This window comes from Haloarcula sp. CBA1115 (assembly GCF_000827835.1).
Taxonomy (GTDB): domain Archaea; phylum Halobacteriota; class Halobacteria; order Halobacteriales; family Haloarculaceae; genus Haloarcula; species Haloarcula hispanica.
Map to the genome: position 1 here is coordinate 1,940,082 of NZ_CP010529.1, position 22,094 is coordinate 1,962,175.

Annotated in this window: 18 protein-coding genes and 1 pseudogene; 1 reads left to right on the forward strand and 18 read right to left on the reverse strand. The window is 58.5% G+C overall.

What is annotated here, in order from left to right:
• Positions 1-97: 97 nt before the first annotated feature.
• From SG26_RS09655 to SG26_RS09710, 13 genes and pseudogenes are all read right to left on the reverse strand, one after another.
• The gene (locus tag SG26_RS09655) at positions 98-1,345 is read right to left on the reverse strand and encodes an aminotransferase class V-fold PLP-dependent enzyme (protein WP_050037469.1); all 1,248 of its coding nucleotides are present in this window, start codon (positions 1,343-1,345) and stop codon (positions 98-100) included.
• A 216-nt stretch (positions 1,346-1,561) separates the two neighbouring features.
• Positions 1,562-2,941 carry a nucleotide sugar dehydrogenase gene (locus tag SG26_RS09660; RefSeq protein WP_050037470.1) on the reverse strand — a complete coding sequence of 460 codons (1,380 nt, stop codon included), beginning with the start codon at positions 2,939-2,941 and terminating at the stop codon, positions 1,562-1,564.
• Positions 2,925-3,917: a Gfo/Idh/MocA family protein gene (locus SG26_RS09665; RefSeq protein ID WP_014039353.1), complete on the reverse strand. Its 993-nt coding sequence runs from the start codon at positions 3,915-3,917 to the stop codon at positions 2,925-2,927. Before SG26_RS09665 ends, SG26_RS09660 begins: the two co-directional genes overlap by 17 nt.
• On the reverse strand, positions 3,910-4,983 hold the full coding sequence (locus tag SG26_RS09670; protein ID WP_014039354.1) for a DegT/DnrJ/EryC1/StrS aminotransferase family protein: 1,074 nt from the start codon (positions 4,981-4,983) through the stop codon (positions 3,910-3,912). Before SG26_RS09670 ends, SG26_RS09665 begins: the two co-directional genes overlap by 8 nt.
• The gene (locus SG26_RS09675) at positions 4,980-5,564 is read right to left on the reverse strand and encodes an acyltransferase (RefSeq protein ID WP_014039355.1); all 585 of its coding nucleotides are present in this window, start codon (positions 5,562-5,564) and stop codon (positions 4,980-4,982) included. Before SG26_RS09675 ends, SG26_RS09670 begins: the two co-directional genes overlap by 4 nt.
• A gap of 246 nt (positions 5,565-5,810) precedes the next feature.
• Positions 5,811-6,836 (reverse strand): GNAT family N-acetyltransferase, encoded by a 1,026-nt coding sequence (locus SG26_RS09680; protein WP_014039356.1) that lies wholly within the window; start codon positions 6,834-6,836, stop codon positions 5,811-5,813.
• Positions 6,837-6,863: 27 nt separating this feature from the next.
• A complete protein-coding gene (locus SG26_RS09685; protein ID WP_014039357.1) occupies positions 6,864-7,943 on the reverse strand; it encodes a GNAT family N-acetyltransferase in 1,080 nt (359 codons plus the stop codon).
• Positions 7,940-8,863 carry a glycosyltransferase gene (locus tag SG26_RS09690; RefSeq protein WP_050037471.1) on the reverse strand — a complete coding sequence of 308 codons (924 nt, stop codon included), beginning with the start codon at positions 8,861-8,863 and terminating at the stop codon, positions 7,940-7,942. Before SG26_RS09690 ends, SG26_RS09685 begins: the two co-directional genes overlap by 4 nt.
• A gap of 55 nt (positions 8,864-8,918) precedes the next feature.
• On the reverse strand, positions 8,919-9,911 hold the full coding sequence (locus SG26_RS09695) for a glycosyltransferase family 2 protein (RefSeq protein ID WP_044951633.1): 993 nt from the start codon (positions 9,909-9,911) through the stop codon (positions 8,919-8,921).
• Positions 9,912-10,072: 161 nt separating this feature from the next.
• Positions 10,073-10,462: a hypothetical protein gene (locus tag SG26_RS21945; protein ID WP_014039360.1), complete on the reverse strand. Its 390-nt coding sequence runs from the start codon at positions 10,460-10,462 to the stop codon at positions 10,073-10,075.
• A 102-nt stretch (positions 10,463-10,564) separates the two neighbouring features.
• Positions 10,565-11,080: pseudogene (locus tag SG26_RS22200) on the reverse strand (polysaccharide deacetylase family protein); the annotation flags it as partial.
• Complete coding sequence (locus SG26_RS09705; protein ID WP_228841582.1) at positions 11,058-12,560, reverse strand: right-handed parallel beta-helix repeat-containing protein; 1,503 nt, start codon at positions 12,558-12,560, stop codon at positions 11,058-11,060. The gene SG26_RS09705 and the pseudogene SG26_RS22200, both read right to left, overlap by 23 nt.
• Positions 12,561-12,883: 323 nt before the next feature.
• Entirely contained in the window at positions 12,884-14,206 is a 1,323-nt protein-coding gene (locus SG26_RS09710; RefSeq protein WP_050037473.1) for a twin-arginine translocation signal domain-containing protein, read from the reverse strand.
• Positions 14,207-14,815: 609 nt separating this feature from the next.
• On the opposite strand from SG26_RS09710, the gene SG26_RS09715 reads away from it, so the two are divergent.
• On the forward strand, positions 14,816-15,628 hold the full coding sequence (locus tag SG26_RS09715) for a glycosyltransferase family 4 protein (protein ID WP_369802616.1): 813 nt from the start codon (positions 14,816-14,818) through the stop codon (positions 15,626-15,628).
• Here SG26_RS09715 and SG26_RS09720 read toward each other — a convergent pair.
• The 5 genes from SG26_RS09720 to SG26_RS09740 all read right to left on the reverse strand — a co-directional run bounded on the left by SG26_RS09720 (position 15,603) and on the right by SG26_RS09740 (position 22,073).
• Complete coding sequence (locus tag SG26_RS09720; RefSeq protein ID WP_023843105.1) at positions 15,603-17,021, reverse strand: oligosaccharide flippase family protein; 1,419 nt, start codon at positions 17,019-17,021, stop codon at positions 15,603-15,605. The two genes, SG26_RS09715 and SG26_RS09720, sit on opposite strands and share 26 nt — an antisense overlap.
• A 128-nt stretch (positions 17,022-17,149) precedes the next feature.
• Complete coding sequence (locus SG26_RS09725; RefSeq protein ID WP_014039365.1) at positions 17,150-18,205, reverse strand: DUF354 domain-containing protein; 1,056 nt, start codon at positions 18,203-18,205, stop codon at positions 17,150-17,152.
• Between the two features lie 151 nt (positions 18,206-18,356).
• On the reverse strand, positions 18,357-19,337 hold the full coding sequence (locus SG26_RS09730) for a DUF1616 domain-containing protein (protein ID WP_225308064.1): 981 nt from the start codon (positions 19,335-19,337) through the stop codon (positions 18,357-18,359).
• A 6-nt stretch (positions 19,338-19,343) separates the two neighbouring features.
• Positions 19,344-21,080, reverse strand: a complete 1,737-nt coding sequence (locus SG26_RS09735; protein ID WP_228841583.1) for a hypothetical protein — start codon at positions 21,078-21,080, stop codon at positions 19,344-19,346.
• Positions 21,081-21,626: 546 nt separating this feature from the next.
• Complete coding sequence (locus SG26_RS09740; protein WP_014039368.1) at positions 21,627-22,073, reverse strand: hypothetical protein; 447 nt, start codon at positions 22,071-22,073, stop codon at positions 21,627-21,629.
• Between the last annotated feature and the right edge of the window lie 21 nt (positions 22,074-22,094).

Below are 22,094 nucleotides of genomic sequence, written 5' to 3' on the forward strand. Positions count from 1 at the left end.
GTTATCGGCGGTGTGTCATATAGGTGGCGTGCGCCGCGGTAATGTAAAAAATTGCCAATAAATCACTCCGCAACTCCGACGGAGACTGCGAGTGGGATTACGCGAACAGCTGGCGGGCGTCGTCGATAGCTGAAACGAGCTTGTCCACTTCTTCACGCGTGTTATAGATGTAGAACGAGGCTCGTGCGGAGGCGGGGACGCCCATCTTGTCGTGGAGGGGCTGGGTGCAGTGGTCGCCGGCGCGGATGGCGACGGCGGAGTCGTTGAGAATCGAGGAGAGGTCGTGGGCGTGGACCGAATCGAGGTTGAACGCGACCAGACCGCCTCGTTCCGTTCCCGCGGACGGGCCGTACGTCTCGACGTCGCCCTCGTCCCGGAGCTGTTCCAGCGCGTACTGTGCGAGCTGCTCCTCGTGACGCTGGATTCGTTCCATGCCGATATCGTCGAGGTAGTCACAGGCCTCCGCCAGCGCGATGCCCTGGCAGATGACGGGCGTGCCGGCCTCGAACTTCCAAGGGAGGTCGTTCCAGGTAGCGTCCTCGAAGGTGACCTTCTTGATCATCTCGCCGCCGTAGAGGTACGGCTCCATCTCCTCAAGCAGGTGCTTCTTGCCGTAGAGGACGCCGATACCGGTCGGACCGGCCATCTTGTGGCCCGAGAAGGCCAGGAAGTCAGCGTCGATGGCTTCCACGTCGACTGGGCGGTTCGGGACCGACTGCGCGCCGTCGACGAAGATGTACGACCCGTGGTCGTGGGCGATGTCCGCCAGCTCCGAGACCGGATTGACCGTGCCGAGCGTGTTCGAGACGTGGACGACGCTGACCATCGCCGTGTCGTCGGTGATGATTTCACGGGCGTGGTCCATGTCGAGCGTGCCGTCCTCCTTGACGCTGATGTACCGACACGTCGCGCCGGTCTTCTTGGCGATCTGCTGCCAGGTGACCAGCGAGGCGTGGTGTTCCATCTCCGTGAGGACGACCTCGTCTTCTGGCCCGAGTTCGTTCAGGCCCCAGGCGTAGGCGACGAGGTTCTCACTCTCCGTCGTGTTCTTCGTAAAGACGATTTCCTCGCGCTCGCCCGACGCGCCGATGAACTCGGCGACGCGGTCGTGGGCGTCCTCGTAGGCGACGCTGGCCTCCTGGCTGAGTTGGTGGAGGCCGCGGTGGACGTTGGCGTTCGTCGTCCGGTAGTAGTCAGCGATGGTCTCGACGACCGGCTCGGGCGTCTGCGTTGTGGCCGCGTTGTCGAGGTACACCACCTGCTCGCCGTCGAATTCGCGCTGGAGGATGGGGAAGTCCTCGCGGATACGCTCTACGTCCAAGAGCTCGGATTCAGAATGTCCCATTACCTCTATACAGGGACTCGACAGGCAACATTCCTTCGGTCGCAGGTATTACGGAACGGTTCGACGAGAGTGCGGCCAGTCAATGTGACAGCCTGCAGACGGGCCAGTAAACGAGCGCTCAGCACCACCGCAGCCGCGTTGACGATTAGTGGCGTTCCGGAGCGCGAACCGGCGGGGTTTCCTGACAGGCGGGACAACTGACTGGCGTATCTCCGTCTACTCTACGGGTCCGCGCCCGACGGTGTAGACGCGATGACTGGTGTCAGACAGGGTCAGTGTGTCCCGTCCGTCGATGACGACTGAGCCCGCTGGTCGGCCTATCGAGTCCCAGTCTAGCGCCCCGAACTCGTCGTGCGGTGTGACCATGACGATAGCGTCGTAGTCCCGCTCTGACGCCCGAGAAAGTGGTAGCTGCTCCAGGTCGAACTCGGCGGTATCGTCGAGAAGCGGGTCGATCCCGTCGACGTCGGCCCCGGCCGCTGACAGCCTCTCTGCGATTGGACGGGCCGGCGATGTCTGCGTTTCCTCCACACCGGGTCGATAGGTCAGCCCGAGCACAAGGACGCTGGCCGCGGCCAGTTCCACGCCGTCGGCGGCCAGTTCCTCGCGGAGTGTCTCGACTGTAAACACCGGCATCGAATCGTTGACCTCGCGTGCGGTTTCGAGCAACGGCGCCTCGGTGTCAAACGGTTCGATGAGGAAGTGGGGGTAGACCGGGATACAGTGGCCACCAACTCCGGGTCCAGGATCGTGGATGTCACAGAACGGTTGCGTGTTGGCAGCCTCGATTGCTGCCCGAACGTCGACGTCAAGCTCGTCGGTGAACGTCGCTAGCTCGTTTGCCAGCGCGATGTTGACATCACGGTACAACCCTTCAAACAGCTTGACACATTCGGCAGTGGTTGCGTCGGCGACAGCGATAACACCGCTGTCGTTGATACTGGCGTAGATGCACTCTGCCAGTCGGGTGCTCTCATCGTCGACACCGCCAACGACCTTCGGGTACGCGCCGCGGATGTCCTGAATAGCGCGTCCACTCGCGGTCCGCTCGGGACAGAATGCGACACCGAACGCATCGGTCTCTAAGCCGGCTGCCGCAGCGATGCCGGGCCGGACGCGGTCAGCAGTCGTCCGTGGTGGAACGGTGCACTCAACGAGGACGAGGTCGCCGGGCGCGACGCCCTCCGCAATCCCGTCGATAGCAGCGTCAAGCATGGAGAGATCGGGCTCAGACGTGTCCGTAAGTGGTGTTGGTACGATGACGACGTGAACGGTCGCTGCAGCCGCCGCAGCGGCCGGGTCAGACGTCGCGCGAAGTTCCCCGGCGGCGACACAGTCTGCCACTAAATCGGGCAGTCCCGGTTCGCGCTGGACGTGGCAGTTGCCAGCATTGACACTTTCAACGACTGCCGGATCGATGTCGACACCGATGACAGCGCCACAGACGTCGGCAAACACAGCAGCCAGAGGGAGCCCCATCTTGCCGAGTCCGTACACTGCCACCGGGAGGGTTCCGTTTTCAAACGCGGTTTGAACCTGCTCGGCAGTGGCGTCGTTCCCGTAAACGCCACCTACTGACTCAGTCTGTCTGTGCATTGGTGGTGAACTCCCTTTCCGAAGACCCCGCGTCGAACGCTTTTCGGTCAATTGTCTGTGCTAACTCGACGGCTCGGATCCCGTCCTCACCTGTGACACGCGGTTGGCTGTTCGTCTGTACAGCATCGAGGAAGGACTCGAGTTCGCGTTTGAGTGGTTCCCCGGTGCGTACTGCCGGCTTCTCGACGATACTCTCATGGCGGTACCGGACCTCGTTGTCCGTCGCAACGTACTCCGGAACTGACTGGCGATGGACTTCTAGTGACTGATCAATGAAGTCAGCAGTCACGTAACAGGAATCCGCGGTGATTTTGAACTGGCGGATCTTCTTTTCTGTGACCCTGCTCGCCGTCAGTGAGCCGATGACTCCGGAGGAGAACTCTAACGTTGCTGTCGCGTATCGGCCCTGTGCAGCGCCGCTGACCTGAATATCTGATACTGCGGACGGCAGGAGATGACAGATCAGATCGATGTCGTGTATCATGAGGTCGGTGACTGCCGAGTCCTCAACGGTGCGATCGACTGACGGCCCTAGCCGTTTGGCCGACACAGAAATAACATCGATATCTGCGAGGATCTCCTCTAAGACCTCTGTCACAGGGTTGAACCGCTCTATATGGCCTACCTGAAGGGTCACGTCCACGGCATCCGCAGCGTCGATGAGGTCGCGTCCGGTCGCAGTCTTCACGACCAACGGCTTTTCGATCAACATCCCAGTCCCAGCGTCAATACACTGTCGAGCAACCTCGGCGTGGTACCGCGTCGGGACGGCGATTGAGACCGCATCGGCTTGCTTGCACAGGTCCGCGCTGTCACAGGCCCGGACCTCATTTTTGTCAGCGATCTGCTTTGCTCGGTCCGCGTTGGCGTCGGCCACACCGATCAGCGTCGCACCGGACAGTTCGTTGTAGACACGGGCGTGGTGTCGACCCATTGCTCCGACGCCAACAACTCCGACATCGAGCGTCTCACCCATACGTCTGGACCACCTCCCCAACTCGCTCGATCTCACGCTGCTCCAGCGCCGGATGTACCGGAAGTGAGCATACTTCCGCAGCTGCGCGCTTCGCTTCGGGCGTGTCGGCAGTAACACCGCTGTACGCCTCTTGTTCGTTGATCGGGGTCGGGTAATAAACACCGCATCCGATATCGTGTGCGGTGAGATGGTCGATCAATCCATCTCGGTCCCGACAGCGAACAGTGTACTGATTGTAGGCGTGCCGGCGGTCGGACGGTTCGACAGGAGTCGTTAGGTCAGTTGCCGAGAGTGCGTCAGTTAGTATCGTCGCGTACTCTCGCCGGGTCGCGACGTACTCTGGAAGGCATTCTAGTTGTGCCAGGCCGATAGCGGCGGCGATACTCGTCATCCGGAAATTATGCCCTACGTCGGTGTATCCCTCGTCGCCACGACCGTGGTTGACGAACCGCTCGGTCCGACCCGCGACCACAGGATCGTCGGTGACAACCATCCCACCCTCGCCAGTAGTCATGTTCTTTGTTGGATAAAAGGAGAAACAGGCCACATCGCCGAGACTACCGACCGGCTCGCCGCTGACGGCCGCTCCATGGGCCTGTGCCGCGTCCTCCACCAGCGGGATGTCATGCTCGTCAGCGATCCTTCGCAATCTGGTCATGTCGGCAGGTAATCCGTAGAGATGAACAGCGATGATAGCGTCGACGGCCCCATCGTGGGCCGCAATAGTCCGTTCAACGCTGTCGGGGTCTAAGGTGTACGTTGCCGGAGCGATGTCGGCAAATATCGGCTCCGCCCCGGCGAGGCGAACTGCGTTCGCGCTCGCGATGAACGAGAACGTCGTCGTCAGGACACGGTCGCCACTTCCGATGCCAAGTCCTTTCAGCGCGGCGTGGAGGGCTGTGGTCCCGTTAGCGGTAGCAACGGCGTGGGACACCCCACAGTGCGTGGCGAACTCGGTTTCGAACTTTCGCACCTGCGGGCCATCCGCCAGCTGTCCGCTATCGAGCACTGCTTGCACCCGCTCGCGCTCCGCATCCCCGATGTCGGGTGTGGCAAGGTTGATCATTGCTCTAGCCTGTTTCGTGTATCTAGTTCAGGCGGTAGTGGTTCGTGGCTGGCCGGGACGCCGACTGCCAAGCTATTCGGCGGAACATCCGTCGTGACGACTGCCCCTGCAGCAACAAAGCTGTGCTCGCCGATGGTCACATCGGGTAACACCGTGGCGTTCGCCCCGACAGTGACTCCGTCCTCAATAGTTGGCCCCGCCAGTCCACCGTCGCTACGCACTGGATATCTGTCGTTTGTCAGGACTGCATGTGGGCCGAGGAAGACGTTGTCCCCGATGGTTGTCTGAGACGGGACGTACACCCCTGTCTGAAGGCTAACATGAGAGCCAATGTCCGTCTTCCCATCGATAACAGCGTTCGTTCCGAGTACGACATCGTCACTGATGGTTGTATGCTCCCGCACCAGTGCGTTGTGTCCCGTGACAAACGATGCTCCAACGGCGACGTCACAGTAGATTACTGTCCCGGCACGTACTGTTGCCGCTGTGCCGAGGACTGTCGGTGAGACATCGTCATTGTACTCGTAGCCCACCGTCGCCTGTGGCGAAATAGTTGCGCTCTCACCCACCTCAGCTTGCATAGAATTCGATACCTCCGCTCACCCTGTTGCTCGTAAATACGTTGTTCAGCAGGAAAGGAACCAGCGTGTTACTGGCCGAGTACTGCTCTCCATACCACCAACAAGCCCTATGGTTAGAAGGCATGTCCAAGCGGCTATTTTTACTATACAGGTTTTATTATAAAGTATATATTCTATATAATACTACCATACCTATCAGTAAGTTATTCTTTTCAACGAATAATTATATGCACAGTACCTGTAAAATCAGGAGTACTGTACAAACCACCGATACAGTTGCAGTAGTGAATCGATACCGGCTCCGCTCCGCTCCATAGAGTAGAACCCGGTTAGCTCGGGCCCGAAATGGAGTTTATACCTGTTTAGACGGGGGTCACCTGCACCCACCAGTTCATAGGCTGTTCGCCCCCGCTCGATCGCATCAGTAATCCCTCGCCAGATGAGCAACTCATTGACCGGGAGGTCCACATGATCGGGGGGCTTGACGTTCCCGAGCCAGCCCGAAATTGTGTCTCCGTCGTCGTAATAAATGTGCCCGCCGACGACATCGCCATCCACTCGGAGAACGTAGGGGCGGATTTGCCCCGGTTGAAGCGCTTCGTAGAGCCGCCCGGGGAACCCAGTGGGAACGGGGAACGGCTCGCCCTGCTCGTTGTACCGGCTTTCAACGTGGTGCATCACCGTCTCAGTCGCGTCGAGTCCTTCCTCAGAGATCGTGTACTCGGACTCCGACTCCTGCCCGATACGGAGCCGCCGACGCGCCTCGCTGGTAAACCGGTCTCGAACGGCGTCTTTTCCACCAGAGAGGTCGGTGACATACGTATACTCCGGCCGAACTGTACAGTCATTCCACTTGAATTGCCGGACGTCATCGAGCCCGGTTGGCGACCGCACTCGGAGGTACTTCGGATCAATCGTGTCTTCGATATACTCGAATGCCGCATCGATGAATCCCTGCCGACGTCGCTCCCGCTTGCGTTGTTTGGGGTCCCCTCGAACGACGAACGCCGGACCAAGTCGGGGAATCCAGAGGTTCGGTGGCGGGGAAAAAACAGCACTGAACGGCCCCTTGCGAAGCTCGAAGATCGGCAAGACACCGATCGGTTCCTGTCCCTTGAACCCCATCAGCCGGTGGAGTTCCGTCCCTGACTCGGCTGCCAGTTGCTCTAGAGCCGCACACCGGTGAAAGACAGTAGCGTGTGGCGAATGTTCAAGAGCGCTATCCCACTCTTCATGTCGGTCTGTCCCGACGCACTCAATCTCGATACTCATTGTCGTGGTTTGGTTCCAATTGTCATCTCAGTAGTTCTGTCCGCGATAGAGCCGGCGCCCGAATTTGAACGCACGCCAGGCGACCGCCGAAAGCCCTCTGTCCCACTGGACGATCGGGCGGACCGCTGGTCCGTACTGTGACTTGTACGAAAACAATCCGTCTCTGAAGTCCGCACCTGTCGTGCCGAAGTCGTAGCTCTCGAAGCCAGCGTCAATGGCCCACTGAATGGCCGCGCCATGGAGCTGTTCCGATGTCCCGTATTCGTAGGCTGACGTCTCCGGAACTGCCGAAAAGTAGTATCTGAGGGCTGACTGCTCCTCATCTACGATGCAGATGTGTCGGCCGAGGGTATCGCCCTCGCGGCGAGCAGTAAACACCTCGACTCGTTCGTCCATGTGTTCGGCAAGCGCCTCAAAGAAGGCCATTGGAAAGCTATCCGCTCCGATTCGCTCCATGTTCTGGACGTAGTCAGCATGGATCGAGGCCAGCATCGAGCCATCGAAGTCAGTCCGTTCGACGGTGACTGCGTCGTTGCGTAGTTCCGTCCGTCGTGTCCGGTCCATTCCGGACTCGATACGGTCCCACCCGGGCGTGAGGTCAAGTACGAGTCGGCAGGAAGTGACCGTCGATTCATACCCCTGACCGATGAGATACTTACTGTATCTGTTCTGTGCCTGGCTCCCCGTCCGGATTTTGTGCGAAAGCGCCTGCCGTGGCGCTGCTGTTATGAGTGCCGACAGCATCGCATCGAGACACGCCTCGTGGTCTGTGGCGATTACTGGACCGCCAGTGCCGGGATGGAGCGACACTAGACGCTCAGTTGGCAGGTGGCAAGCCGTCGCTTCCACAACCCGATCGGGGCCCGGTAGATCCGCTGGGTCGGGGGTTGCAACCGGTACCAGGACGGTCGGAAGCACGGCAACCGGGTTCGATCCTTTCGTCACGACCGCATGATAGGCCGGCCGATCCAGACCTGCTTCGACTGCCCGGAGCCATTCGTACCGGTGGAACACCGTTCCGAGGTCCGACTGTGTGACGAGATTGTTCCACTGGTTCGCGTTGACGGCTCTAACTGTACTGTGGATCGTCGTCTCGTGAGCAGTCATGCACACCTCCGGTCGATAGCTGATCGGTATACTGCGGTCAGACGCTCTGCCATCCGATTCAGACGTAGCGGCTCGACAGCAACCCGTCCGTGGACAGCCTCTGACGACTGGAGGGTCGCTGTAAGTGCCGTCGTGAGTTCTTCGTCGTCCGCGCAGACGGCAGACCGAGCGGCCCCATCGATCAGACTCGCGACGTCACCGACATCTACCGAGACCACTGGTGTATTACACGCCAGCGCCTCTTTGACCGCGTTCGGTGACCCCTCGTGGGTCGAGGTCAGTATGAGCGCATCTGCGGCGTTCATGTATGTCGGGACCCGGTCGTGGGTGACCCCATGGACGACCTCAAGCGAGACCGGCGTGTCGAGACGCTCGTTGACCGCATCTATGACACGGACGGCTCGGGGATGGTCCTTTTCGGCACGGTCGGGGTCGTAAGGAAACAGCACATGATACCTGCTGTCATCCCAGCCCAACGTCTCTTTGGCAGTTTCGGTCGGGACTGGCTCGAACTGCTCGAAATCGACGGCATGAGGGATCACATGACACGCTTCTCCAAGCGCATCAGCCATGGCCGAAGACATTACGACGACTTCGTCAGCGAGCGTGGCACACTGGCGACTCAGCCGGTCGTACTGGCCGAAAATGTCCGATCCCCATAACGACAGGACGACCGGACGGGTCGGCTGTGCCAGTGCCATCGGCGCAGTCAATCCATAGTTAGCGTGGACGAGGTCGTATTGCCACGGGGCGGCACTGAGCGATTCCGTGTAGAACCGGAGATACGCCATCGGTGACCGAGTAGCTTCGTCGCCACCGGGCACCTCCAGAACCGTACAGTTGATGCCGTGACGCTCCAGCGCTTCGACTTGCTTGTGAAAAAACGGCCGCCGGGTTGTCACAAGCTGAAGAACGTCCATCGGGATTTACTCCCTCTTTGTGGCAGGAGTGGTCGCTGGGTCCTGCCAGAGACACTCAGTCACGCACATCCACCTCTGTCCCAGAACTCTTCCGGTGGTCGAGGACCACTCCGAGCGAAAAGACGAGGACGCCAAACAGGTTTGCGAGCGCCGCCGCTGTAAGTCCAGTGTCTTGTGCCAGCCCCAGTACGCCGGCGACCAGTCCGACGCAGATCGCACTGAAACCAGCGACGTAACACAGTACGAGCGGGTAGACTCCCTCTCGGACGTATGCTCGATCCAGTCGTGAACAGAAGTTCCGCACCAACAGCCACGAGACCTTTGGAATGTACTCCCGGTAGCGAATACTCGACTCGGCTTCATCGTACTTCGCTGGCATCGGAACATCTGCAACCCGCATCTCACTGACGCTGAGTTCCACAAGCAGATCGTTGCAGTACCCGTAGTACTCGTACATCTCGTCAAGGTCGATCGCCAACAGCGCCTGCCGTGATATGGCTGTATACCCGTTCTGGGGGTCTGTTATCCTCCAATAGCCCGACGCGACCCTTGTCAACGCTGTGAGGATCGCATTGCCGACAAGCCGGGCACGGGGCATCGATTCACGATACGCCGGTCTGTGGAGACGGTTACCCTTCGTGTAGTCCGCCTCGCCGTCGATGATGGGATCGAGGAATGAGTCGAGAATACTCGGGTCCATCTGCCCATCACCGCCCATCACGGCAGTTACGTCAATGTGGTCCCGCAACGCATGGCGGTAGCCTGTTTTGATCGCGCCACCGACGCCGCGATTGGTTTCGTGGCGTATCGGGCAGACTCGCTGTTCAAACCCACCATCTGTTTGCACGGATTGCTCCGGATTGGATGGGGCATCCGCCTGGTCCAGTCTTGCGTGTGCCTGAATTTCTGTCCATGTGTCGTCCATCGAGCAGTCGTCGATAGCGTAAATCCGGTCGACGTATTCCGGAATTGTATCGATGACAGTACCGACAAGTCCTGCTTCGTTGTACGCTGGGACAACCACACCAACAGTGTGCCCTCTATACATCCTCACCCATCAGGCTGAGACAGTCAACTGGCCCCACCAAGGCCTCGCTCGATCGCCTAGCACATATGTATAGTATCATATCTCTCTGCTAACTCCACAGATAGTGTGGCGATGGCTGACTCTCAGTTAATTATAAGTTCATTATCGGTAGAAGGATATCCTTACCAGGTCTGCTGCGGGGCCGAGCCGACAGTCCGCTGTGCGACTGTCTCCATGGTCCGGACCGCGAGACCCGGCCCACGCTTTTGATCGATATATGATAATACCGACTCCATCCGCTTGATCCCCGCGTCGTTGATGAGATTGTTTGGATGAAGCCAGAGGTGGAAGATTCCATCACCACCGTCGACCTGATCGACCCCTCGCTGGACCATTTTGACAACGGGGTCAGCCCACAGTGTCTCTGTTATCTGGCGAGCCCATCCTTCGAAGCAAAACAGTAACAGCGACGCCGGGATCTCAACGAGTCCATGCTCGTCGACACGAGGATGGACAATGGGCGGCGTAATTCCTAGCGGCGAGCCACTGACGGCCCGAACCAGTGGCGTCAATCGATTGTCGGTGTGCCAGCACGGTGGTTGCCGCCCACGGTAACAACGAAAACCCGATCTCGCAAGGACATCGCGATGTGCAACACGGTTACGTGGGAACACGAAACTGGACAACTCAATTCCGCAACGGTCGGCGAGCTTGTGACACCGCCCCAATTCGGCCGCCGCAACAGACTTCGAGGCCCTGCTAGACTGGAAATTAACGTGCGAAAAGGAATGACAAGCGATTTCGTGGTCGACTGTCGCGTCGGCAACTGTGTCAATGAGATCCGGCGCGCACCACAGTTCCTCATGCTCTGAGGGCCGTTCTCTGTCAAACCACGCCGCATTGAGCGGGTGGTTCGGGTGTCGACCATCACAGTCTTCAAGGAACAAGTGGCCAACGACCGCCCAAGTGGCGGGAAGATCATACTTTTCAAACAGGTCCAACAACTCTAGCCACATCTCTCGGGCGCGCGCGAGTCGTCGCTCTGGTAAGACCGGGAAATCGACAAACCCCCATGCGAGTTCGGCGTCCAGCGAAATGACGACGGTCCCCATCGATTGGGTGTCTTCAGGATCTAGGGTGTTAGTAACGTTCTCCTTAGAGTACTTTTTAGCGCCGTGGACACCCCACATCGCCGTCAGGAATGTTCTGTCCGTAGTGGTTGTTCCCGAAATGAAGGTTTGTTAATGATTCGACATGTGGCTGGATGACTGCTTCGTTACCCCGACCCGCCGATGGCTGCTTTGGGTTGTAAAACCAGTTGTGGTGGATCTCACCACGGTCTTCGGGGACGCCACGGATGCTGACGTGCGTTCCCGGTTCCTCAGGATGTTGACCAACGTGTCGGAGGGGCGTGAAGGTGTTATGATGGATCAGCAGCGTCGTTCCACCCGGCTGATGTGTTCCGACCTGGTAGGATGGTGTTTCGGTGCCGCCAAAGTGATTGTATCGGACCTCGTATCCGGCCTCCCCGGTCCCACTCGCAACAGAATGGCGATTAAAGTTGAATCTGTTGTACTCTATAAGCGTATTGTCCCCGTCTAAACATTGGATACCGTAGCCCAGTCCGCCCATGGGGTTGTCGTGGATATGGCAGTGATGGATATGTGTCGACGTTCGGAGTTTGAGTGCTGCGTGGTTGAAACCCCATAGCTCGGTGTTGTCGATTTCACAGCCTGCTCCCTCAACGGTGACGCCACTGGATACCGGGGTACCGTACTCGCGATATCCGGTTTCGGGTCCACTGATCCGGAGTCCGGTCAATCGGACATCCTCGCTCAGGCCCATGAGGTGTTCATAATCGATGACGCCAGTGGAGATCTGGCCACCCGACGCGCCGTCGATACCACGGTTAGAAGCGAGGGTTACTCCGGTAGGCACAGTTAGCCGGTCACTTCCGGTAACTGGTGAGGCATCAATGGTAGCGTCGCCAGCAACGTAGACAGTATCGCCGCGGCCGGCAGCATCCAGTGCAGTAAGCAACTCGGAGAGTGTCTCGACTACGTAGTTGGCATCTGACTCAGGAACCGTGTTGGCATACCCGCTGCCACCGCCGATCTCTGTAGCCGGATCTGGAGACCGCTCAAACGGCGAGAGGTCGATCTGCTTCCCATCAACGTATACCGCAGCGAACGGCTCAACGGGCCCGAAGTCGACAATCTCGCCGGAAAAGTAGTACTGGTCGCCGTAGCCGTTACCAGTATATCCGTCGATCGTCCAGGTGTCGTCGTCGTTACGGACGATGCTGTCATTGTCGTCAGCGGCGTTTTCCGTATCACCAGTACACGGAATCGGCTCACCTGTCGTCGTCAGTTCGTAATCGAGTTCAGTGGGGTCTTCGGTGGTCTGTATCTCAACGACGTGGTCAGCAGGCGCAACTACCTCCGAGACTGTAACCACCGCTCCGTCCAGCCGGATTTCGTAGTTCCCACTGGCATTGAAATCGGTAACGATACCCTTGATTTCGTAGCCGTCGCCGAATCCATTGCCCGTCCGCCCAATCGCAGTCCACGTCCCGTCGTCGTTTTTCGCCACGCTATCGTTGGCCTCTGCTGCGTTCTCGCCGTCATTTACCGGGACGATCTCGCCTGTTGTAGTGAACTCGTAGCGCACGTCAAGGGAGCCAGTCTCGCTTTGCTGATCCGTTGAAATTATTTCGAGAGTACGAGAAGATGGCATTCCAAGTCCATTCGGAATCATCGGTACTGTACTTGCAGCCAGTATGCCTCCCAGTAGCTGCCTTCGTGTCAGTAGTGACCGTCCCTCTTTGGTGGAGTCCGCACTAGAACTGGCCCCATCATAACTGTGGGGTAGTATGTAATCCTTTTCGACCATTCAGGAGTACATTACTAATGATGGAATAAAGCGTAATTACGACTACCGCATCTTTCGAGGCCAAGTAACTACCAGTTACGCTTCAGTTGGCAGGAACAGATTCAGACAGTAAGCCGAACCTTCCGCACGGATGAGTCGATAAGAGACAGCGGCTCGCCGGGAACCTGAATGGTTGAGTCGGTTATTAGGCACTCGTCTGCACTGGTGAACCTAACTCCATCGCGCCCCGCTCCCGACTGCTTGATTACGCAGTCCCGCAGTACTGTTCTGTCTCGATCAGCGATAACAACGGCAGCACCGCCGGCTGCGTCGCCAGTCACACTAACGTTCTGGAGAGTAAGTGGTGCCCCGGTACCGCCACTGTCCCCACTGATGGCCCTGACCGCATTGTACTCGTCTTTGTCGACGTGGATCGTCGTGTTGCGAAGGGTTGCAGAGTCGTGGTCGGGGTGATAGACGATAGCACCGAATCCGGGGCCTGCGTCACTAGTGATAGTGATATCACAGTCGCTGATGAACTGCCCGGACTGGGCACGTAGCCTGATGCCGCGGACGTTTAGCTTCTCCAGTGACGGGTACGGTGGTACCGAATCGACGCGAACCGTGACTCCGTAAGCCGTCGATCCGGTCGATCCCAGCCGAACGTTAGCGATGTTGTTATTTGCGTACAGACCCCCTCTGACGTGTACAACGCCGTCCCGACCCGTATAGTTCCGACTGCTTCGGCCCGGTGCGGAGGCGTAGAGTCCGTTATTGGGGAAGTTAGCGACAGTGCAGTTCTCGAACCGAAGTGTCCCGGCGTGGTTTTTACCGACGAAGACACCAACACCGTTCCCCCCTTGATGTCCACCGTCGGGGGCAGAGACATCTCTCACAACCCCTGTCGAATCCGGGTCGCGCACGTCAAACCGGAACCCGACATGTGGTGTCGTCCGGTCCTGATCCGGCAATTGACCACGGATTCTGAGGTCCTGTGCCAGAAAGTCACCATTAGCAATCACCCTCAGGGTGTTTCCGAATCCCGGCCGTGAAAAGTCAAATGTCAGTCCTTTTAAAAGAAGGTCTTCGATACCCTCGAACGTAATGAGTGAGCGCTGATCGCTGGCTGGTGTCGCGGGCTCAAACAAGACCTGCGCCTCGGGCTTCGCTCGTAGACCCAAGTTACGAACAGGGCCGACGTCGAGGGAGCCAAGACGGTACCTTCCCGCGGGGAACTCGATGAGTGTATCATCATCGATGTACCCCTCGAGGACGTTGTCGATCCGTTCCGACCCATCGGGGTCTGCACCCGCTGCAATGGCGTTGACGACAGTGTCGAATCGCGACTGGGTCGTGACAGTCCCGGGGTAGCTAATACCGACTGTCAAGGCCGTAGCGGCGATCCCCTTAATAAATCTCCGCCGCGTCCGCTGACCTCCATTCATTGCTGCCTGTAGCCGTCTGAGGTATTATATAATACACCCCTTACCATCGATAGGTCGGGTGGCTCTCGCTGCCTTCCCGTGCGGTCTCCGGGTTGTGTGCGCATAACTCCCCTTTACTTATGACCGTAACCGTAGACTTTCGGTGCAAATGATAGCAGGAACAATCACACGAGGCACTCGACCCGTACCGGTGGGTCTGTAACCCCTGAGCCGATGGCACAGCGTCGCTCTCTCCTATTGATTCATCACCGCGATGTTAGGTCACCGTTCAGCGCGACTGTCCCACACTACATCTCGACAAAGCTTGCAGCTACACACACTGTTCATGTCATCTGTAGCGCCGACAAAGACCACGATGCAGGCGGTACTGGTAACACGTCAGTCGTTTACCATCCGATCCGAACCGGCAATACCCGCCTCGTTTCGACGATAGCGTTCTTCATCATCGCCACACTGTACGCGACCGTACTCGGGGCTCGGCATCGGTTCGATGCCACCTATGGCTTCCAGAGAACCCTCGTTCAGGCATGGGTTGGCGCTATTGCTGGTGACTCGCGCTTTGTCGCTGGTCTTCAGGTGGTTCCGGTCCGACAGAAGCGTGACTTTGTCATGTCTAGACAGGCAGATATGTCGCCCGCGGAGCGCCTCTCCGTCATGATCTGGGCAGGGTACGCCGCCGCAGTCAAAGTGGCTTTGCAGCGGTGTGATCAGGTCACCTGTTTGACTGAGGGGATCCGTCAAGTCACCGAACAGGAGTACGGGCTGGACCTCTCGTCGGCGACAGTCATCGGAATGGGCGTTGATACTGAGACGTTCGAGCCCGCTGACGGACGACAGACTGGTGACTCCTTCTCTAGACCACTGACCGTGACATACGTTGGATCGCTCGGCGCAGCCAGGGGGCTCCCACACGTTATTGAAGCGCTCGCAGAGTGTGGCGAGACGTTTGAGTTCCATATCGCGGGTGATGGCCAATCCGGTTACATCGATGCAATGCAGGCAAAGGCTGCGAAGTTGGGAGTGGCTGACCAGATCGTCTGGTACGGACGAGTGCCCCACAGTGACGTCCCAGGGCTGTTGACCCGGACTGACGTGGCCATTTCTCCGCTAGAGGATATCGAGTCGTATCGAATCAGTTACCCGGCGAAACTGCTCGAATACATGGCAGCCGGCGCAGTCGTCATGGCAACAGATATTCCGCCACACCAGCGCCTGATTACGGACGGAGACAATGGGCTCCTGTACGATGGAACAGCAACGGGGCTTTGCTCGGCGATCGAGCAGTGTCTCGATGACCCGGCTCTTGCCGGTCAAATCGAGCGCACGGCCAGAGAAACTGCTGAGGCGCATGACTGGGACACTGTTGTCGACAAACACGCCGTAGCGCTGTTCCCAACTACGCCCAACCAAGCGACCCCATAGCCTGCCGCAACTGGATTCGGATACCGGAGTTAGCCAACAACAGCCCGGCGTAACTCAACACGCCGACTCCGAGGCCAACGCTGAGACGAAGCCAGCCGGGATCGAAGGGACGAATCACCAGCGCAACCGTACCAGCCATCAGTGTCGCCGCGATAGCGCTCCAAACGATTCGTTTACGGGGGAGTGGAATGCGGACGAACTGCCGCACGTAATAGATTGACACCACGGCGGCCGCCGCCGCGCTCAGAGTCGTTGCGACCGCTGCTCCACGGATACCGAAAGACGGAATGAGCGCGAGATTAAGAACAACGTTCGCACTGATAGCGACGACACTGCCCCGGTAGCCCAGTTGCGGCGCATCCATTGCGTACAGTGCCGGACCGATAACAAGCTGTACTGACCGGAGGATCTTCTCTAGCATAAACACAACCAGCACAGGATAGCCCGCGGCAGCCGCGCTTCCGAAGATAGTAGTCAAAAGATCGGGGCCAAGGACGACTGCACCGGCGAACGCTGGAATAGTCGCGTACAGCGACAGCTGAACCCAGGTTCGGAAGGCGTCTTCAATGCGTTCAAACCGGTCCCGGTCGTGCCATCTTGAGATCTGTGGGAACAACGATGTGCGGATAGCGTTGGTCAACAGCAGCGCGACAGCGGCAACCCGCCAGGCGATTTCGTACACACCGACCAGTGATACCGGGACGAACAGACGGAGGATCGCCACGTCGATCCACTCGTAGACGATTCCGCTGACACTCCCGACGAACAGGTACCGCCCGAATCCAACGAGTGCGTGCGCCCGGTCCAGTCGAGGCCAGCCCACTCTGATATCGAGCCGTGCCATGGCTCCGAGCGCGGCCGCGAGGTCGCCCAGCACGAACCCGAGAACGAGGCCACTTGCACCCATTCCATTTACCACGAAAACGGCACCCGTTCCAACCCAGGTCAGCTTCCCGAATACTTTCACCGCTGCGTTACGCTCAACCTGGAATTCCCCCGCGAGCAGGCGCAGCGAAAGCTCTCGGACCTGTCTGATGACGAGGCCGGTGACCAGAATGGGTACAACGCCCGGAATGCCGATATACTGCTCAACATAGGAGGCAAATGCCACTAGACCGGCCAGCCACGGCAGCACCAGCAGTGTCTTGACGACGAGTGCCGTCCCGAGAACCTCGCCCATCGGGGCAGCAGCCGAAAGCTGTTTTTCAACCGCCTTCGAGATGCCCAGATCAGCGGGGATATTGAGCATCCCAATGACTGCCTGAAAAAGAAAGAACGACCCGATAGCCCCAGTGCCCATGGCTCGAGTGAACCCGGCAACCGCTGCAAACTCGATGATCGCGAGTGCGATATTTCCGGAGAATAACTTCAGGACGGCCGTTCTAACTTCCATATAGCAACACCAGTACCTCGTGGACTGCGCTGGTATCCATTTGTTAGCAGGGGATTATCTAGCTATAGCAAGGCGTACCGCGATTGAAACCGATGCATACCGACGGGATAGACGGTGCCTGTATCGGTTCAATCGTTACCACCAGTTCGGATAAGCTCGACCATGTGCTCCGTTACGTCACGCTGCTGTGCCAGGAGCCGCTTACGTTCGCGCTCCCAGCGCTCCGCGTCGTCGTCAGACAGCAGAGAGTCGGCCCGGTCGATGGCCGCTGTCCCATCTGTATACGAGTACAACAGCTCCCGCTCCTCCAGTTCGAGGAAATTGTGCATATCGTTGTCTCCGACGACGGAATTTATTCGGATAGCTGGTGTCCCCAGCAGGGCAGCCTCAGTTGGCATCGTCTGTGAATCACCGATATAGAGGTCGGCAAAGTAGAGGAGGTCATGGACCAGATGCGGCGGGACAGCGAGCTGATGCCGGTCGTACTCTGTCGGCAAGTCCCCCTCACAGGTAATATACACCTCGCCCCGATCACATAGCTGCTCAACGAGCTGTGACCTGGCGTCCGTGTCGAGTCCCTTTTCACCGATATCGTGGTACGCATCCCAGCCCGCCAGTCTGACCACGGTGTAGGTCGCATCTGGGTTGACACCGTGGGCTCGTAGACGCTCTGGGTCCGGCTTGAACCGGTCGGGGTGGAGGTACGCTAGCTCCTGGAACCCGACCGTGTGTGACTGTCCAAAGGGAACGTGAAAGTCCATCCCCGGTGGCGAACAGATATCGTCGACGAATGGGAGCGTGAGTCCGTGATACAGCAGCCGAACCGTCCGCGGGCGAAGGACTGTGTCCATGTACACAAGGTTCCGACAGCCAAGCGCAGTGGCGACGTGGACCGCTGGCGGGGCCAACCGCGCGACGATTACGGAGGGATCAAACTCACGGGCCAAGTTGTAGAGCCGCCGCTCTCGCTTCGCAAGCTCGGCTGTCAGCTCCACTAGCCCGTCGCTTTCGGTGGTAAGTGTGACGTAGTCCAGTCCCTCGGCCGAGAGCAGGTCAACCGTCATCTCCTTCTCGCGAGCAGCCACGAGCGTCTCGAAGCCCTCTGCTTCGAGCTCCCGGGCGGCATATTTGAAAAGATGGACCTGTGCGGGATGATTGACGCTGAACAGGACTCGTTCACTCATCGGCTGTCTCTCGTCGACGTTGCAGTTTCAGAACTGGGTCCCTCGTGGGCCAGTATCCATCGGTGCATAAGATCTAGTATTCCTGCAAGCGATGGCCAGTAATTTATACTCGAATTAGCTGTCGAGAGTCCGAGGCTATACGCGGATGGGGTCATGGTAATCGTACCTCGACAGGGACAGACACCACTCTGAGTGCATTGTCCCGCGTGGGTGTTTCCGGGGCTTGTCCCTCATACAGGAGCACGACGACGGTGCCGTTGCCCGACGGTCCATCGAGTTGCACGCTCACGTCGTCCGTTACCGGGATCGACGGTCGAGCGGTAACAGACGTCCGCTGCCTGACTGACCAGGAACCGGAGCCGTTCCCCGACTGGCGCTCAAATCCGACAACGTACGTGTACTCTTGGGACGTATCGCCGTGGTGTTCGATTTGGACTGTGTAGTTACCCGTATCACCCGGGAAATAGACGCCCTGGTAGCCTTCGATGGTCACATTTCCTGCAGCGTTCTCAGTTCCGATTGCGAGTTCGGCGTTCGCCGTTGCTCCGTTTCCATCGAGAACCACTACGCCAGCGACGGTGACCAGTACCACTGCAACGACGGCGGCCAAAACCGGTAACACGTCGATACGTGACTCGATGCCGAGCACTTCGCGTCCAATCCCGCCGTCCACCGGCGGCTCCCAGCCTGTAACAGTCCGCCGGCCCACAGCGACGGCACAGCACCCAACTGTCACGGTAGCGGCGACAGCACAGATCAGTGAGAGGCGAATCCGAGTCACCATCGAGAGGCCGTACAACACCATCGGGAGTCCCGATGCGCTTGCGACAACTGCGAGTGTCACACGTTCGACCGGGACAAGCCCGTTTAGTCGGTTACGAGGTCGCGTAGGCGGGGCTCGGCTATCGCTTGTGACTGATTCGACAGTCAAGCTCGGGAAGATCGCAGTGACCAGAGCATATCCCGGCGCGAACAGCAACACTGGCAGGGCAACGGGGATCCGTGCCGTCGGTCCCAGCCATCCCGGAGACTGCAACACCGAAGCCACCACGGTCGTATAGCTGGCGACGAGTAGCAAATCGGCGTACGGCCCCGTCCGGTGTAGCAGCCGGTTACACAGTGAGTGAATCATCGGTAGCTACCCTGACACCTCGAAAGTACGGCAGTACTGGACCGCCCCATTGTTATAAACTACGGCCGAATCGGACGGACAGACGAGTTCCCTGTCAAGCTGTACTTTTTTGAACCGACCGTTAGCAGTGATGATTGGCGACCCAGTGGACTGATAGCGCCGGTACACCCGGTCTCTGCTCTCAAAGCCACCGCTATCGGTGTCGTACTCTAACGGCCGCGACGACTGGTTTTGCCAGAGTGGAAACACCATCCGGTAAGGGTGATCGGTCACGACTGTACTCCGATCCTGTGGCCGGAGCGCTGAGATCGATTCCACCGCGGCCAGCTCAGATTCCGTGTGTGAGTACCGCGGGTATGCTTCCTCAAAGGCAGGGTTCTCGAGCGTCGCCTTACGTGAGACGAAGACTGACCCGGGGAACACAAGCGCGAGAATCAGCATACAGGCGACGACAGTACGGGTCCCAAACTGTTGTGTGACGTATCGCAGGCCAAATACGCCAACGATTGCCATCAGGACATAGAGGAACGCGAACCATCGATCCGGAATGAAGACGTTGATGCCAAACAATGGGAGCCCCAGTGTGAATACAAGCATAATCCCCGCGCCGACAACAAATATCGCGGAGAGTTGGGTGAGGCGGTGTCGCTGAAGCAACACCAGTAGTCCCAGCACTAGCAGACACAGCAGGATCGAGAACCCCATTGCGTCAACGAGAGTCACTGCAGTGGGGACATCTTGCACGATTGAGGCGGGCAGTTTTTCACTGGCGGCGTTACTGCTGCGCAGGTTGAGGAAGCCGGCACCTGAGAGGTCGCTGCTGAGCAGTACAATCATCCGGCCGATGAATGACTGGTCTCCATAGGGCGTAACCGACCAGAACCCCATTGCCAGTACCGTCGTCGTACCGAACAGTCCAATCGTGTTTACCGTTGGAATCTCCGAGGGGACGCGGTCCGCGACGCCACTGAGATAGTCCGTATGGTCTGTGACGAACTTGGCGACGACACCGGCACCAAGCAGTGTAAGCACGATGAACGTCGACACCTGATGGACCAGCACGACCGACAGACAGCAGTACAGCGTAAGCGCATACAGTGGGCGTCGGGTGTCGGTGTAGAACAGCTTCGTTAGTCCGAACAGGACGGCGGCGAAATAAACGAGCCCAAGACTGTTCGGGATAACGTCGATACTCCAGCGCAACATATAATCGCTCATCGTGAACAACGCTGCAGCGAGAAGCGAGCCCCGTACTGCCAGCATATACCGGGCTGTACTGTATACTAGTAGTGGCGTCATCGGAATGACGAGTGCGACGCTCGCAAACATGGCTGTCCGGAGACTGGATCCGAACAGCGCCGCACCGCTGACGACGAGTATGTGATACACCGGCGCCACCGAGTACTTCGACTCGGAGATAGCAGCGGTTGTTCCGGCGGACTGTATGTCCGCGATGAACTGGGTTACGTGAACCCATGTGTCGACGCCAATGAATCCTGGAGTGGTCAGCAGGGCAGTGTACTGGATCACGAGCAGGAGCCCGAGCAGTTCTGCGAGCACGACCCGGGGGCGCAATGCCGATGTCTCAGCGAAAACGATCTGCGCAATGATTGCCGTGCCAATGACGCCGCTCACGAGATGGAACTGAATCGTCCGGCCGTTCTGGAGAGCCCCAAGCAACGCCAGGGATCCAATTCCAACGATGACAGCCGTCTCTACGACCCGTACCGCGTTCTTTCCCACGAACGCTGTCGTGTGCGTGCGTGCTTCGTCGGTTCGTAGCCACCCCGCCAGATATGTCAGGCCAGCAACCCCACCACATAACGGGACTATGAGAACAAATATCTCTGTTGTGAACAGCACCAGTGGCGCGAGCAGTACTGTGGCAACTATTCCGACACAGGCGATAACAACGTCTCTCGGAACGGACTTGCGACTGATTTTCGGGACCGACGGCAGATTCATGTTTGGCCGTCAGCTGTCCTCCACCAGATCATGGTCCCCCCTTGCGTGATACGATACTTTGTTAACCAGATCTTTCGGCGTAACCAGCCTGAAAACGGCTACTTTCCGCGAATGAATGTGTAATAATACCACGGCACACAGGCGTGGTGAGCAAAGTCCGCAATCTCTCGCTAGTCAGACATTTCGGGATATGTTGTGTACCGCCTAAGAGGTGCTCTACTCTCTAAAAAACCGGTAATGAGGCGTTATTAGACTGATGAGGCTTCTTTCGGGGCACCCTGTACACTGGCTGTCGTCCGCTATCGATAGCGGGAACATATGGACCTACTCGGAGTCAGACTCAGCAGCCATCATGTGCTGTTCCCGGTAGGTATCAAGCAGGTAGTTGTCCCAGACGAGGTCTCCGAGGACGTGGGCGTACAGGACGAGGGCGGTAAACAGCGATAGCGGCTCGGAGACGAGCCAGAGGCCGACCACGACCACGCCGCCGATGAGGTGATGGCTGAGGAGCCGCTGGAGCGGCCAGAGGTCCTGCGGGCCGAATATTACGTCCTGGTCGAACACCACTATCTCGGGGTTCCGGAGACAACGGCGGAGGGCGGCCCAGTCGCCGGTCTCCAGTCTGGCCACGGCGAAGTGGTCAAAGTCGATGGCGACGCCGACGACGACCGCGTAGCCGACGGCGGCCCACCACGGAAGGGGGACCGGCAGGACGGCAACGCCGACGGCCCCGACGGCCGCGGAGACGATGGCGTGATCTCGGGAATACATACGTGTCCCTCTCGATGGGCG

Excerpts from the sequence above, each read along its gene's own strand:
- SG26_RS09655 (WP_050037469.1), bottom strand. The coding sequence starts at position 1,345 with ATGGGACATTCTGAATCCGAGCTCTTGGACGTAGAGCGTATCCGCGAG.
- SG26_RS09660 (WP_050037470.1), bottom strand. The coding sequence starts at position 2,941 with ATGCACAGACAGACTGAGTCAGTAGGTGGCGTTTACGGGAACGACGCC.
- SG26_RS09665 (WP_014039353.1), bottom strand. The coding sequence starts at position 3,917 with ATGGGTGAGACGCTCGATGTCGGAGTTGTTGGCGTCGGAGCAATGGGT.
- SG26_RS09670 (WP_014039354.1), bottom strand. The coding sequence starts at position 4,983 with ATGATCAACCTTGCCACACCCGACATCGGGGATGCGGAGCGCGAGCGG.
- SG26_RS09675 (WP_014039355.1), bottom strand. The coding sequence starts at position 5,564 with ATGCAAGCTGAGGTGGGTGAGAGCGCAACTATTTCGCCACAGGCGACG.
- SG26_RS09680 (WP_014039356.1), bottom strand. The coding sequence starts at position 6,836 with ATGAGTATCGAGATTGAGTGCGTCGGGACAGACCGACATGAAGAGTGG.
- SG26_RS09685 (WP_014039357.1), bottom strand. The coding sequence starts at position 7,943 with ATGACTGCTCACGAGACGACGATCCACAGTACAGTTAGAGCCGTCAAC.
- SG26_RS09690 (WP_050037471.1), bottom strand. The coding sequence starts at position 8,863 with ATGGACGTTCTTCAGCTTGTGACAACCCGGCGGCCGTTTTTTCACAAG.
- SG26_RS09695 (WP_044951633.1), bottom strand. The coding sequence starts at position 9,911 with ATGTATAGAGGGCACACTGTTGGTGTGGTTGTCCCAGCGTACAACGAA.
- SG26_RS09710 (WP_050037473.1), bottom strand. The coding sequence starts at position 14,206 with ATGAATGGAGGTCAGCGGACGCGGCGGAGATTTATTAAGGGGATCGCC.
- SG26_RS09715 (WP_369802616.1), top strand. The coding sequence starts at position 14,816 with ATGTCTAGACAGGCAGATATGTCGCCCGCGGAGCGCCTCTCCGTCATG.
- SG26_RS09720 (WP_023843105.1), bottom strand. The coding sequence starts at position 17,021 with ATGGAAGTTAGAACGGCCGTCCTGAAGTTATTCTCCGGAAATATCGCA.
- SG26_RS09725 (WP_014039365.1), bottom strand. The coding sequence starts at position 18,205 with ATGAGTGAACGAGTCCTGTTCAGCGTCAATCATCCCGCACAGGTCCAT.
- SG26_RS09730 (WP_225308064.1), bottom strand. The coding sequence starts at position 19,337 with ATGATTCACTCACTGTGTAACCGGCTGCTACACCGGACGGGGCCGTAC.
- SG26_RS09740 (WP_014039368.1), bottom strand. The coding sequence starts at position 22,073 with ATGTATTCCCGAGATCACGCCATCGTCTCCGCGGCCGTCGGGGCCGTC.